The organism is Pseudomonas sp. Z1-14 (genome assembly GCF_051132005.1).
Taxonomy (GTDB): Bacteria; Pseudomonadota; Gammaproteobacteria; order Pseudomonadales; family Pseudomonadaceae; genus Aquipseudomonas.
In genome coordinates this window covers 1,912,056-1,926,720 of the sequence record NZ_CP071646.1, presented here as the reverse complement: position 1 = coordinate 1,926,720, position 14,665 = coordinate 1,912,056, and the positions used below count along the sequence as shown (strand labels likewise).

Annotated in this window: 7 protein-coding genes; 6 read left to right on the top strand and 1 reads right to left on the bottom strand. The window is 52.9% G+C overall.

Annotated features, from left to right (window positions below; translation table 11 throughout):
* Positions 1 to 18: 18 nt before the first annotated feature.
* Positions 19 to 1,998 carry a fibronectin type III domain-containing protein gene (locus tag J3P89_RS08880; RefSeq protein WP_434697301.1) on the bottom strand — a complete coding sequence of 660 codons (1,980 nt, stop codon included), beginning with the start codon at positions 1,996 to 1,998 and terminating at the stop codon, positions 19 to 21.
* A gap of 372 nt (positions 1,999 to 2,370) precedes the next feature.
* Between J3P89_RS08880 and J3P89_RS08875 the strand changes: the two genes are divergently transcribed.
* The 6 genes from J3P89_RS08875 (at position 2,371) to J3P89_RS08850 (ending at position 14,645) form a co-directional block, all read left to right on the top strand.
* Positions 2,371 to 3,162, top strand: a complete 792-nt coding sequence (locus J3P89_RS08875) for a lysostaphin resistance A-like protein (protein WP_434697300.1) — start codon at positions 2,371 to 2,373, stop codon at positions 3,160 to 3,162.
* A gap of 509 nt (positions 3,163 to 3,671) precedes the next feature.
* Entirely contained in the window at positions 3,672 to 4,826 is a 1,155-nt protein-coding gene (gene wecB / locus J3P89_RS08870) for a non-hydrolyzing UDP-N-acetylglucosamine 2-epimerase (protein ID WP_434697299.1), read from the top strand.
* Positions 4,823 to 6,085, top strand: a complete 1,263-nt coding sequence (gene wecC / locus J3P89_RS08865; protein ID WP_434601318.1) for a UDP-N-acetyl-D-mannosamine dehydrogenase — start codon at positions 4,823 to 4,825, stop codon at positions 6,083 to 6,085. The genes wecB and wecC overlap by 4 nt, the downstream gene beginning before the upstream one ends.
* A 16-nt stretch (positions 6,086 to 6,101) precedes the next feature.
* A complete protein-coding gene (locus J3P89_RS08860; protein ID WP_434697297.1) occupies positions 6,102 to 11,261 on the top strand; it encodes a methyltransferase domain-containing protein in 5,160 nt (1,719 codons plus the stop codon).
* 33 nt (positions 11,262 to 11,294) lie between these two features.
* Positions 11,295 to 14,219, top strand: coding sequence for a DUF6270 domain-containing protein (locus J3P89_RS08855; protein ID WP_434697296.1), 2,925 nt, complete (start codon positions 11,295 to 11,297; stop codon positions 14,217 to 14,219).
* A gap of 39 nt (positions 14,220 to 14,258) precedes the next feature.
* On the top strand, positions 14,259 to 14,645 hold the full coding sequence (locus J3P89_RS08850) for a hypothetical protein (protein WP_434697295.1): 387 nt from the start codon (positions 14,259 to 14,261) through the stop codon (positions 14,643 to 14,645).
* Positions 14,646 to 14,665 lie beyond the last annotated feature (20 nt).

The window sequence follows — 14,665 nt, the reverse complement described above, 5'->3', positions numbered from 1 at the left end:
GGTAACTTGAAGTCAAGTTCAAGTGTGGGTTTGCACCGATGCCGGCTCAGAGGCGTTCCCAAAAATATCCAAGGCGCGAACCTCGAATAGGTGAACGCCAGCAGATAAAGGATGGTATTGCCGGTAAGTACCGCGCTGAGTATCGAGGAGCACCTTGTCGAGGTAGACGGCATAACCCCACATGCAGACGTCGTCTGTTGATTCCTCCCACGTCAGGACGGCCAATGCAGGCGCTGAAAAAGTTACACGAAAGTTGCGCGGCACACTGGGCGGAGTGACGTCTTCAGGACCACCAATGATTTTGCCAACTAATGCTGGCTCGGAGGTATTACCAAAAGCATCCACGGCCACGACTTCAAATAAATGGAAACCGGGTACCAGATCGACGGCGGTGTACTGACCAAGCGTTGTACTGTCGACATATTCATGATTGTTGTAGATGACATATCCATACATACCGATATCGTCCGTTGATTCATCCCAGGCCAGCGTAGCTGAATCGGGGGTTGAAGAAATAATCCGTAACCTGCCCGGAACGCTCGGCGGTGCAGTGTCCGTCTGCTCAAAGGTAAGAGTAGTGGGCTCGGAGAATTGTCCATTTAACCAATTTAGAGTAATCAGCGTGATTGAATACTCAGTCCCCGGAACTAAATTTTCCAGTTGCTTTTGATAGTGAGGCTCCAGAACCGGATCCAGATATTCGTCATCAACTTTGATGACCACACCCAGAACCCCGGTTCCTGCATGCTCGAATGACCAGTTGATTTCAACTGAAGTTGACGACGTGTGAACGATATTTATGTCGATCGGCGGCGTTGGGCGGGGCTTGGACGCCACCCCAGTGGTCTGGAACCAAACCTCACTTGGAACGGAGACGTTTCCAGCCTCATCCTCCGCACGCACGGTGGCGAGGTACCAGACACCGCGTTTCAGTTGGGTGAATGTTGTTGTCGTGAGCGATACGTTCTTAGTTACCAGATTGCAGCGTATCTTGTAAGCAGTTACACCTTTATTATCGCTCGACGGTGCCCACGCCAGCGTCGCCGAAGTGTCCGTTATATTACTCAACACTGGGATCCCGGGCTGATTCGGGGGAAGAATGTCGTCGACCACTGCTTCCAAATTACTCGCTTCGGAATAATTATCACCCAGCTTGGCACGAACCGAAAACTCTAAATGCAACGGGACGGGGCCTGAGGTTACCTCCGCCAGTTTGAACTTGAAACTCAAACGACCCGGACCTGTACTAAAGGCGTGGCCGCTTATGGTCCCCTCATGCGACGGAAAATTCCAGTAGTATGGAGCCCACGCCAGCCTGCCGACTCCGTTACGTTGGCTGAATTTCAGTATAGGTGGACGCAACAACGTCTTAAATTCCAAGGAGGCGAACCTGGAAGCACGCTTTGTTCCAGTCTTGATAACCGCCCCTATTCGAACGTGGTAGACAGCAAGATCCTTGAGACAAGAAATTGTGTAAGTCAGCTGTTTGGTCTCTGCTCTGAGGACGCCATTGAGATAAATCAGGTAAAAAATTTCGCCGCTGTGGCTCTCTGATGCCCCCCAACTGAGTTCTGCACTATTGTGTGTCACTCCACTAGCCTTGAACGCCCTCGGCTTGGTAGGAGGCACTCTATCGCGGGTCACAACAAGAATGGAATGCGGGGTCCCTGGTGGATTGCCGTCACCTCTGTATGGCGTGACTTGATAAACGTATTCAACCTCTGGTGTCAGGCCCCTATCAATGTATTCACATAACGTAGTATTGACCAGTTCCCGACCGGGGCAGCTAATTTCGTAGCCAAGCAGATCCGAGGAATCGACAGGAGGATCCCACGTTAACCATACCTCGCAATAAGTTTTCCCTGGGTTATGAAGGTTACGAGGTTGTGTCGGGTCTGCAACCAATGTCGCAATGGTTTCCTGAATCTTCGGTACGCCTCTCCCACGTTCAGCGCTGTGGCGTGGAAGAAAGGGACCCGCTTCGTCGGTGCTGTTCATATTTAATCTCCGCTGAGCTTGGAGTTTCCATTGCGCAAAAGCGTCCATTGCCGTCCCAGCTGACATTGCCGGAAATCCAGGCGATGCTTGACTGGCAACACCGCGCCGGCATGGTTCTCTCTTGGCTGAAGTAAGCATGCTTTTCTCGTGCATCGAAACTGTCAGAGTTGACAGTTGTGGATGCTGCCGACGAAGCTCCATATGGCAAGACTGTGATATCAAGCGCGCCAGGCATGGCCTCCGAACATTTGGGCGAGAAATCGCCCCCTACGAAAATTCCGTTACTTCAAAGTCGATGTTTTTGTACTCATCTGCTTATAAACTCCCGCCCCTGATAGCCTCTCATTGCAGAATTTTCCCTCAAGGACGTTTATGCCCGCCCTACCCTGGCCGTACCTGGCCCTTCTCTCGATCGGTTATGGCCTGGCCCTCGCGTACGGCCATCTGGCCTGGACTGCCATCATCTCGGTCGCGCTGCTGCTGTTCGCCGGGTACGCGGTTCGCCAGCGGCAGACGCCGGTCGGGCAGTTTCTCGGGCATTGCCTGTTCATCGTCCTGGCGGTCGCGTTGGCATTGCATTGGATGCCGGGTTTCTTCAACGGCCGGGCGATCGCGGCGCAACGTTTGAGCGATGACGCCGTGCGATTTGCGATGTATCTGAACCAGGACAAGCCCCTGATCGGTTTCTGGCTGTTGCTGGCGTGCCCCTGGATCGTTGGCCGCCGCTCGTTTCGTGGCGCTGTCTACGGCACGGCGCTGGGGCTTGCGCTAAGCGCGATAATGGCCTTGGGCGGGGCCATGTTGCTGGGCATGATCCATTGGGCACCGAAATGGCCGGACCAGGCCTGGATCTGGGTGCTCAACAATCTTTTAGTGGTGACCTTGGTCGAGGAAGCACTGTTTCGTGGCTACATCCAGGGCGGCCTGAGCCGACGCTTCGAACATCTGCGCCATGGCGACAACCTCGCATTGCTGCTGGCCTCGCTGCTGTTCGGCCTGGTACATGCCGGTGCCGGCTGGCAGTGGGTATTGCTGTCGGGGCTGGCCGGGATCGGTTACGGCCTGGCTTATCGGTTTGGCGGCCTGGGCGCGGCGATAGCCACACATTTCGGCCTCAACCTGCTGCATTTCGCCCTGTTTACTTACCCGATGCTGGCGGGTTGACGGCTCAATTTTCAATAGCGACGCTAGCCGTGTCCACCACCGCGATAAGCTTTCCGTACGCCTAATGGCATTTGTAACTTCATTTTTCGCAATGGCATAAGCTTTCAGGCGTGACGGGGCTCCCAAACAGCCCACGTGAAGCGCTCGCCGGGAATTTATGTGACCCTGCCCCGCTCACAGGGGCTGGCCTGCTCCCCACCAAAGGCCTGTCAAGTGAAATAACATGAATTTTACTAGATGGCACACAATGCATGAAATGGTATCCTTTCGCTGCTTGGAATTCTCCCACACTGAATGTAGGCGATTCCGAGAGTACTGGAGAATTTTCATGGCCACGGAGTGCGCTAAAGCCACACCTCTCGTCTTCTCCCCATACGCAAGCCAACGCACCGTAGCGTATTGCGGTGTGCCGTATTCGCCCGTCTACCTTTGGAATGGATATCTGATCGCCTGCCCAAGCATCGCATCCTGACATCGGTACACCGTTGTACTGTCAAGAAGTGTTCAATATGCCCCTCAAGACCCTGTCTATTTTCGGAACCCGGCCCGAAGCCATAAAAATGGCTCCCTTGGTACTCCAGCTGGCAAACGACCATCGTTTCGACTCCAAAGTCTGTGTCACCGCCCAGCACCGCGAGATGCTCGATCAGGTACTTGAACTGTTCGATCTGACGCCGGATTTTGACTTGAACCTCATGAAACCTGGGCAGACATTGACCGACGTGACGACCGCGGTCATTCAAGGTCTCAAATCCATCCTTGAAGAATTCAAGCCCGACGTGGTCCTTGTCCACGGGGACACCGCAACGACTTTCGCCGCCAGCCTCGCCGCCTATTACCAGCAGATCCCGATTGCCCACGTCGAAGCAGGCCTGCGCACCAACGATCTCTATTCTCCCTGGCCGGAAGAAGGCAATCGACGCCTGACAGGCAGTCTGGCGAAGCTTCACTTCGCGCCCACCGAGACTTCGCGTCAAAACCTGCTGAAGGAAGGAATTGCCTCCTCGGCCATTTTCGTTACCGGCAATACGGTGATTGACGCGCTGCTCAGCGTGGTCGAGCGCCTGAACAACCCGGCCTCGGCGCTGCTGGGGCAATTTGATGAGCAGTTTGCGTTCCTGCCCCCAGACAACCGCATGGTATTGATCACAGGGCATCGGCGTGAAAATTTTGGTGGCGGCTTCGAGCGCATTTGCCAGGCGCTGGCCAACACCGCCCGGAAATTTCCAGATGTCGAGTTTGTTTATCCCGTGCATTTGAACCCGAACGTTCGCGAGCCCGTGCAACGGCTGCTGGCAGATATTGGCAACGTACACCTGATCGAGCCGCTGGATTATTTGCCATTCGTGTATCTGATGACCCGCTCGTACCTGATCCTCACGGATTCTGGAGGCATCCAGGAAGAAGCCCCGGCGCTGGGCAAACCTGTCCTGGTAATGCGTGACACTACCGAGCGCCCCGAGGCCGTGGATGCCGGCACGGTCAAGCTGGTAGGGACGGAAGTCGAGTCAATTACGCATCAGCTTAGCGAACTGCTGAGCAATGAAGCGACGTACCAACAGATGAGCTTCGCTCACAACCCCTACGGCGACGGCACGGCATGTGCCCAAATTCGTGAGGCACTGATGGTTCTGGTCGTTCAACAAAACGAGACTGCTGCATGAATTTTCCACGTGTGTCTGTCATTGGGCTCGGCTATATCGGCCTGCCTACAGCGGCAATTTTTGCCTCGCGCAAGAAGCAAGTGATTGGTGTCGATGTCAATAAGCGCGCCGTTGACATCATCAACCGCGGCGAGATTCATATTGTCGAACCCGAACTGGACATGCTGGTTCACGCAGCGGTCACCGAAGGCTTTCTGCGGGCGACTACCGTCCCCGAGCCCGCCGATGCGTTTTTGATTGCCGTACCGACTCCGTTCAAGGAAAACCACGAGCCGGACCTGGGTTACATCGAAGCGGCCAGCAAATCGATTGCCAAGGTGCTGAAAAAAAACGATCTGGTTATCCTGGAATCGACCTCCCCGGTAGGAGCGACCGAGCGCATGGCCGAGTGGCTTGCCGAAGCACGCCCGGACCTGACCTTTCCCACCACGCACGGCGAAGATTCCGATATCCGCATCGCTCATTGCCCCGAACGTGTGCTGCCCGGCCACGTCCTGCGCGAACTGGTGGCCAACGACCGCATCATCGGCGGGATGACACCCAAGTGCTCACAAGCCGCAGTCCGTCTCTACCAGACCTTTGTCGAAGGCGAATGCATCATCACCGACACCCGGACGGCCGAGATGTGCAAGCTCACCGAGAACAGCTTTCGTGATGTCAATATCGCGTTCGCCAATGAACTGTCGATGATCTGCGCCGAATTGAAGATCGACCCTTGGGAACTGATTCGCCTGGCCAACCACCATCCACGAGTCAATATCCTGCAGCCCGGCCCCGGCGTGGGGGGGCACTGCATAGCAGTCGATCCGTGGTTTATCGTCAGCAAGACTCCCGAGCTGGCACGCTTGATCCGCAGCGCCCGCGAGGTCAACGACGAGAAGCCGCGATGGGTTATTCAACAAGTAAAATTGGCCGTAGCCGATTACTTGCTCCGTCATCCAGCCAAATCCGCTCGCGACATTCGTATCGCTTGTTATGGCTTGGCATTCAAACCGGACATCGACGATTTACGGGAAAGTCCGTCTCTTAATATTGCTCGGCAGTTAGGCGATGAGCTGGGTGTGGAGTTGCTGTTGATTGAGCCCAACATTGAAGAGTTGCCCGAAGACTTGAACATGCACCAATTCGTGGGTGTTGCCCACGCGCTGGACAGCGCTCATGTCCACGTGTTGCTGGTCAAGCACCGTGAATTCACAACAATGGCCAAGATGCGTGACGAGGCCGTTGTGATCGACGCCGCTGGCGTGTTTGCAGCTTGAGAAGGGAATTAGAAAGATGAATAGCGTTCAACTCCCCCCGCAGCCGGAAGGCCCTACGGCACTGGCAGACATTCACGACCGTGTCATGGAGGCTTACTACGGGAAGTTGGGCGAGCATTTCATGCGCGAAACCCAGGCGCGCATTCACTGGATCTGTGCGCAGGTCGCGGGAAAGAAAGTGCTCGACGTCGGTTGCTCACAGGGCATAGTACCGCTATTGCTGGCCCGCGAAGGCTGCGAAGTCGTTGGCGTCGACACCAGCCCTCAAGCCATTGAGGAAGCCAAGTCATACCTAGCAGCCGAGCCGACTCATGTGCAGGCCAAGATCTGCTATGTGAATGCTGACTTTCTCTCGCTGGATACTACCGAAACAGCGCCTGACACCATCGTCATCAGCGAAGTGCTGGAGCATCTGGTTCGTCCGGAGATGTTTGTGGAGAAAGCCGCAGCGCTGCTCAAGCCCGAGGGGCGACTCATTATCACCGTGCCATTTGGTGTGAATGACTTCATCGACCACAAGCACACCTTCTATCTGCTTGAGCCTTTCCGGTTGTTGAATGAATACTTGCAAATCACCGATATCAAAGTGCTGGGCAAGTGGCTAGGCATGGTCGCGATCAAGAAAAGCGATGCGACGGCTCCTCGCGAAGCGCAGTTGGATATGGCCCAGATCCGAAACCTGGAAAAAGCCTTCGAAGCCATCGAGCGCAACTTGCAGGACAGCCTGTCCAGCACGAGCAAGAACCTGGCTGAAGCCAACAGGAAGTACCGGGCTGCTACCGAGCAAATCGCCGAACTCAAGGTACAGGCGCAAAGAGTCGAGGAACTGACAAAACAGAACCGGGCGCAGGAAGCCCTTCTGTCCGAGCAGGCCGATATCAAGCTACATCTGGAGGAAGCGAATAAAAAATACCGCGCAGCCACTGAGCAAATCGTCGAACTCAAGCTACTGGCGCCAAAAGTTGAGGAACTGACAAAACAGAACCTCGCGCAGGAAGCGAGCCTTTCCAAGCTGGCCGATATCAAGTCACGCTTGGAGGACGCCAATGAAAAATACCGCGCAGCCACCGAACACGTGCAACTTCTCAAGCAGGAAGTTCAGACGCTAACCGCCCAGAACGCACTGTTACGCGAGCAAGTAGCCGAGGAGCAATCCGGCCGCCATCAGGCCGAGAACGCACGAATCAGCGCCATTCACGATGCCGAACAACAACGACATGCACACGAAGCCATTCAGACGCGTCTGGAGCAGGACATCGATACGTTGCTGATGCAGGTTGATGACCTAACCCAGCGTCATGAGCGCGAAACACAGGATCTCAACGCCCAGTTCGAAACCGAACGGGCGGCCAGGCAGCAACTGGAATTGACGCTCAACGAACTTGAGCACCAGGCTCAGGAAGCCCTGTTGCAACGAGAGGAACTTGCAGCAGTTCTGGAGCAACAGACTTCTGCCATGGCGGAGCTGAATCAGCATCCTGCAGCCTTGGAAGAGCTCCGCAAGCAGAACGCCGAACTGCAGCTTCGGGTTCAAATGGAAATATCCAGCCGCGAAGCCGCCAACCAGAAATATCGCGAAGTCGCGGGTACGCAAATCCCACGCTTGAAAGCCAACGTGGAAAAACTGCTTGAGCAAACAACCGCCCAGCGGCAGAAAATCGAAGAGCTCAGCGACAACCTGCATCGTGCCAACGCCAAGCGTCATCTGGCCGAGCAGCGCCTGATCAAAACTCGCTCAAGTATCACCTATCAACTGGGATATCAATTAAAGGCCAGCGCCAGCTCGCTGGGTGGGTTCGTACGGCTGCCAGGTACACTGTTCAAGTTATATCGCCAGGCCGGCAAAACCCGTAACGACACCACGCCGAAAGCTATCGGCTTCGACGGTCGGATAGCAACACTGCCCGCACCACAACACACCGCCCTGCCCGCCGCACTTGAGGACACCGAACATGTGCGCCACGTTCTGCTTAATCCGAAGCAGGACAACGCAACGGCATTGAAGGTTGCCTGCATCATGGACGAGTTCACCTACGGCTCGTACCGCCATGAGTGCAACCTGTTGCAACTGACACCGGAAGACTGGCAGACGCAACTGGAACAGTTCCAGCCAGAACTGCTGTTTATCGAGTCTGCCTGGCGCGGCAAGGATGCTTTGTGGGGCAGCAAGGTCGGCCACAACAGCCATGAGCTGCAAGACATCCTGATCTGGTGCAAAGGGCACAACGTGCCTTCCGTCTTCTGGAATAAAGAAGACCCGGTCCACTTCGAGACGTTTCTTTCTACCGCCAAACAGTTCGATTTCGTGTTTACCAGCGACATCGACTGCATTCATCGCTACAAAGGCGCGCTGGGCCATGAACAGGTCTACCTGCTGCCGTTCGCCTGCCAGCCCGCCGTACACAACCCGGTTGAACTGTACGAGCGCAAAGATGCGTTCTGCTTTGCGGGTGCCTATTATGCTCGATACCCCGAGCGCACCCGTGACCTGGGCAATTTTGTCAGCGAACTGCCTCGTTTTCGTCCACTGGAAATCTTTGACCGAAACTTCGGCAAGAACGACGCCAACTATCAGTTTCCTGCGCAATATCAGCCGTACATCGTCGGTACGCTGAATTTTGAGCAAATCGACCTGGCCTACAAAGGCTATCGCTACGCGATCAACCTCAACTCGATCAAACAGTCGCAGTCAATGTTCGCCCGCAGGGTGTTCGAGTTGCTAGGCTCCAACACCGTCACGGTCAGTAACTTCTCGCGCGGCATGCGCCTGCTGTTTGGCGACCTGGTGATCACCACCGACAGCGGCCCGGAAATGCTGCGGCGCTTGAATACCTTGGCCGGCAACGAGCGAGACTGCGACAAACTACGCCTGGCGGCCCTGCGCAAAGTGATGCAGGAACACACCTATGCGCACCGTCTAGGTTACGTAATGAGCAAGGTGACCGGCAAAACCCTGGAGGACAATCTGCCGCGCATCTGCGTCATCGCCAGCGCCGCCGACAGTGCCGAACTCGAAGCATTGCTCCAGCAACTGCAACGCCAGCGTTATACCAATGTGAACATGCACGTGGTCGTTGACGACAAGATCGCCAAATCCGAAGTTAAGGATCCACGCGTTAACCTGATCTCCCGCAAGCAACTGGAAAAAATCAGCCTGGGCGAACTCGCCGACGATGCGCCATTATTCGCAGCGATGGTCGGCGAAGATTATTACGGCCCGAACTACCTGCTCGATTTGGCCTTGGCGACACGTTACAACCAGGCTCAAGTGATAGGCAAAGTGGCCCATTATGTTAGCGACGAGCAGGGTATCCATCTGCAAAATCCGGGTCAGGCCTATCGCAGCCCAAGCCATATCGCCGCACGGGCCGCCCTGATCAAAACGGCGTTGATCGCCGAGCAAACAGCCGGCGAGTGGCTGGAACAGCTTCCGACGCTGAACTACGAATACGAGTACTCATTGGCGATCGATGCGTTCAACTACTGCAGAAACGGGTCAGGCGCCAACGAGCAGGACGTAATTGGGTTAGTTAACGATCTCGATCTGTATACCGGTATCAGTATTGGTGAGCTGCAACGCCATGCCGAAGCAATCATGCCCTTGGAAGTCAGCCATACCTGCGCGGAAATCTGCGGTCGTGAACTGGCGGAGATGTTCGGACCGATTCGCAGCAAGCAATTGAAAGAACACATCGACACGGATTCCTGGCAGATCACTTCTTCACTCGCCGACGGCAAGCATGAATACCATTACGCCAAGCAGGAGCTGTCTGTCGACGAGGTGGCAAAGGGAGAGCAGCTCGAACTGTTCCTTGACGCGACCCCCGGCCTGAATATCCAGTTGGTCATTTTATTCCTTGATGCTCAGAAACAACGCATTAGTCACGTCATGCAGCACGCCAATCGCAACCAGACCAGCGACATCCCGCCAGAAACCGCCTTCATTCGCCTGGGTATCCGCGCCTATGCAAACGGCTGCGCGGACATCAAGGCGCTGGTTCTGGGGCATCGTGATCTTCAGCCAACGGAAATGCTCGGCAAATCCGAATACTTGTTACTGACCAACCATTACCCGGCCTATGACGATCTGTACCGCAATGGTTTCGTCCACACTCGCGTCAAGGCCTATCGGGAGCAGGGCATCAACGTCGATGTATTTCGTCTGCGCAAACATGAGTCGGTCAGCTATCACGAATTTGAAAACATCGACGTCATGACAGGCTCTCAGGCAACCTTGTCGAAAGTGCTTGAGTCGGGAACCTACAAAACTGTCCTGGTGCACTTTCTGGACCCAGACATGTGGGAAATACTGCATCGCCACCTCGACACCACTAAGGTGATCGTTTGGGTCCATGGCGCGGAAATCCAACCGTGGTGGCGGCGCGAGTACAACTTCACTACCGACGAACAATTGGCGCTTGGCAAGCTAGACAGCGACAAGCGTATGAGCTTTTGGCGCAATCTGCTGCAACCCATGCCTGCAAACCTGAAGCTGGTGTTCGTTTCACGCTATTTTGCGGAAGAAGTGATGGAAGATCTTGGTTTCCGCCTGCCGGAAAGCCAGTACGAAATTATTCATAATCCGATCGACACCGAGCTGTTCTCCTACGTCGAAAAGCCGGAGGAACAGCGTAAGAAAATTTTGTCGATCCGACCGTACGCATCAGCAAAATACGCGAACGACCTGAGCGTCAAAGCCATCGAACTGCTGGCCGAGAAGCCCTACTTCTCCGAACTGGAATTCCACATGATCGGCGATGGGGTGCTGTTTGAAGAAACCTTGGCACCGCTGCGGAAATTCTCGAACGTGAAGATTGAAAGACGATTCATGAAACACGCGGAGATCGCAGCGCTGCACAAAGAGTATGGTTTTTTCCTCTGCCCTACCCGCATGGATGCTCAAGGCGTGTCGCGTGATGAGGCAATGGCATCGGGCTTGATTCCTGTGACGAACGGCGTAACGGCGATTCCAGAATTTGTGGATGAGACTTGCGGTGTGCTTGCCTTCGCTGACAATGCTGAGTTGATGGCGCAAGGAATTGCACGAATTATCGAATCCCCTGCTCTGTTTGCAAAACTATCAAGAGCGGCTCGTGAGCGAGTGGAGAAACAGACTTCGATGGGCACGATTATTCAACAAGAAATCACATTGATGAATAAGGCCAACGATCAATGAGTCGTATTCGGTCACGAACATCAGGCGGCATCGGTGAGCGCTAAAATTTTAATTTTCGGCAGCTGTGTCAGCCGAGACATACTCAATTATGATAAGGACAGTGCCCTCGAGCTGTCCGCTTACTACGCGCGCAGCTCGTTCGCAAGTGCGTTCGCGCCTGTGGCAACAGCGGACAAGTACAGCCATACGCTCAAATCAAAATTTCAAGCTGGCATTGTAAAGGCAGACCTGCAGAACAGCTTCAGTACTTCATTGAAAGACTTGGACTTTGACATTCTGTTAATCGACTTGATTGATGAGAGATTCAACATTGTTCTCGAAGGCAACGGTGGAATTTTCACTTTATCAAATGAGTTGATCAGCACCGGCCTCGATGCCAGCGCCGAGAATGGAATAATCGTCAAGGCCCACACCGATGAGTTCTACAGCCTATGGGAAAAGGGTTGGAGCACGTTCATAGCGCGCATCAAGTCCATGGATCGTCTGAAGGACGTGTTTATTCATAAAACATTCTGGAGCCCGACAACTCAATCGGGCGACGATTACAGCTCAATCTACAGAAAAGAGCAAATAAGCACTGCCAACAACTTTCTGCAACGGCTGTACACTCGTATCGCTTTGGACCTCCCTGCCAACCAGCTCATTGAGCCTGCCCGCGAATTTTTATATGGTGCGGACAATCATAAATGGGGAATCAGCCCATTCCATTACGTTGACGATTACTATAAATTCATGCTTGAAAAACTGAAAAACATAACCTCCAGATTCCGAAAAACCGAGCCTGAAGTTCACTATCACTCGCCGACTGTCAGTGCCAACAACGCTGACAGGGATCTAGAGAGCAGTCTACACTTCACGCACGACGTGAAAAATGAAAGCGAACGCCCTCTAGACGCGCGGCTATTCAAAGGCAACGCCACCACTACCGCAACGGAAAACGGACTGAGCTTTTTGTTTTCTGGTGATGGCGAAAATCATCAGATTCGCTTTGCAGTTCCGATTAAATTCTCGGCAAACGGATTATCCATTCGCTTTAAAATATCAGAATGGGCATCACTCAGGTATCTCGCAATCGGTTATGTGATCGGCGAACATTATCATCATGTGAAACTGGTGCATGCAGCACGAAACGCTTGGATCGACTTTTCAATCGGTTATTCCGATCTAGCTTTCGGAATACAAAACAATTGGCATACCCCAGTAACCTCTGAAGTATCAGAAATCAAACTTTATTTTAAGGGCCGTCCTTTGCCAGAGGGCTCGACCCTCGAAATTGAGTCTATATCTTGCTGGAAACAGAGTGAGAACGTCCCTCCATGGCTTCGACAGGCAGAAAATAGCGGCACCCCAAGCGAGCATCCAACCCCTCGCTTATCTGAAATTTTTATTGGAAAAATATACAGCTACTTAGAAAAATGCTTTCGCGACTCCGATCATCAAGTGGAATCATTCCTAAAGAATGGAACCTGCCCACTTTACGGCAACCAAAATCTTTCGTGGCCATCAAAGAATAAACTACCTGAAACCTTTCAAGAAGTAGGTACTTATAGATTTTCATGGCACGCACTGCACCCAGCCGCCATGTTAATGATCTACTCGCGAAATAACGATAGCCTTACGGCTCTGTTTTCAGCGCGTGAGTTCATTAGCAACTGGCTGGAGCAGAGCTACTTTTCAAATGACCTTGATAAAAAATTCTGTTGGTACGATCACGGCACCGCTGAGAGAGTGCTTACGTTCATTCTGATGTGGGACGTTGGCACTAAGTACAATTTTGACAGCCGATTTATGAATCGCTTGCGTGAAGCCACTTTCAAACATGCACAGCTTCTGTCATCCGAGATGTTTTATGCTTCACATCAAAGCTCTCGCTACCATAACCATGCCTGGTTCCAGGACATGGCGCTTTTGGCTGCCGCACTGGCAATGCCAGACTTGCCTTGCGCTAACCAATGGACGTCGACTGCCCTGACCCGTCTGGAAGATCAATTGGAAAAGTTGATCATACGTGACAGCGGCTATTCCGTATTTATCGAGAACTCAATTGGCTACCATCAAGGTGTACAGCGCCTTATCGCATTCGCGGGAGAGCTAGCCCTGTTGAGCAGTCGCGAGAGCACAATTCCCGATATCGCAGACGAACTCGTCAAATTTTCGGATCTATTAAAGTACCCTGACGGAAGATCACCGGCGCAGGGCGATACATTCCGCAGAAGCAATCCTGTAACGGCCTCGCCACGGCGCCCTGCACTCTATGAGCAAGGCTCGTTTACAATACTCCCGGAGGCTGGCTACGCTATTATAAAAGGTAATCATGACAACAGCGCTTTCATGATCTCCATGTTTTCCACATCGTTGTGCAAAACACATAAACATCAGGACAATCTGTCGTTTACACTTTTCCTGGGGGGGGTAGAGTGGCTGATTGACCCCAGCTTCTATTCTCACGAATACGCAAAACCCATTGAGAATTTTTTAAGAAGCGCGTGGGCACACAATAATCTGGCCATAAAAAATGCAAACTATACGATAGACCCTGGGCACTCGAGAATTGTCGGCAACTGCGTGGAATCATCATTCAATATACAAGGCACTCATACGGCGTATGAAGGCCATGAAGTATCAAGGTACATGAAGGGTTCTACGGAGAGATTAGACTTTTCTATAACTGATTTTTTCGTCGGTGACTTCAACGCCGAAGCCTATACTCTCTTTCACTGCGGCGAAGGCGTTATCGTCACCCCGGCAGAAAATGGTGTTACCCTTACCCACCCCACAGCAAATGAGGCCATCAGCATCATTAGCACCTACGCATATTCTGTCATTACCGGCTGGAACGAAGACCGCGCTGACAACGCGGGGTCGGGGCTGGGTTTTATGGAAAAGAGCGAAACCACCATTATTGCCTTCAAAGTTCACGCCGACACAAAAGCAACCTTCAATATTGTAGCCTATTAATCAACAAACCCATCAGCCACCCACTTAAAGACCGACACAATGAAAAACGTTTTTATCTGCTCCACTGTATTCCTTCTTTTGGCAGGATGCGATAATTCGGCTACCGACACCAAAGCAGGTATCGAGCTTCAAGGTGGCTTGAGAATTCCTTCAAGCGGCACCATGATCAAGGATTATATTGCAGAAAAAAATTCAGCCGAACGCCAGCATTATATTTTTGATTACAACAAACCAATGACTGTTGTTTCTGACGAATTGACCAAAACGCTGGAAGGCCAAGGCTACTCTCATCGCCTCAAGAGTAAAACAACAGAATTGGTTCAGTTCTACTTCAACAAGAACAACACTTCAACTGTTGTAGCGAACCTTAAGCCAAGCAAAGAAAACAGCACCCGAGTTTCTCTTTCCTGGGAGCTTGATAAATAATTCTTATACATTAAACAGCA

Excerpts from the sequence above, each read along its gene's own strand:
- wecB (WP_434697299.1), top strand. The coding sequence starts at position 3,672 with ATGCCCCTCAAGACCCTGTCTATTTTCGGAACCCGGCCCGAAGCCATA.
- J3P89_RS08880 (WP_434697301.1), bottom strand. The coding sequence starts at position 1,998 with ATGAACAGCACCGACGAAGCGGGTCCCTTTCTTCCACGCCACAGCGCT.
- J3P89_RS08875 (WP_434697300.1), top strand. The coding sequence starts at position 2,371 with ATGCCCGCCCTACCCTGGCCGTACCTGGCCCTTCTCTCGATCGGTTAT.
- wecC (WP_434601318.1), top strand. The coding sequence starts at position 4,823 with ATGAATTTTCCACGTGTGTCTGTCATTGGGCTCGGCTATATCGGCCTG.
- J3P89_RS08850 (WP_434697295.1), top strand. The coding sequence starts at position 14,259 with ATGAAAAACGTTTTTATCTGCTCCACTGTATTCCTTCTTTTGGCAGGA.
- J3P89_RS08860 (WP_434697297.1), top strand. The coding sequence starts at position 6,102 with ATGAATAGCGTTCAACTCCCCCCGCAGCCGGAAGGCCCTACGGCACTG.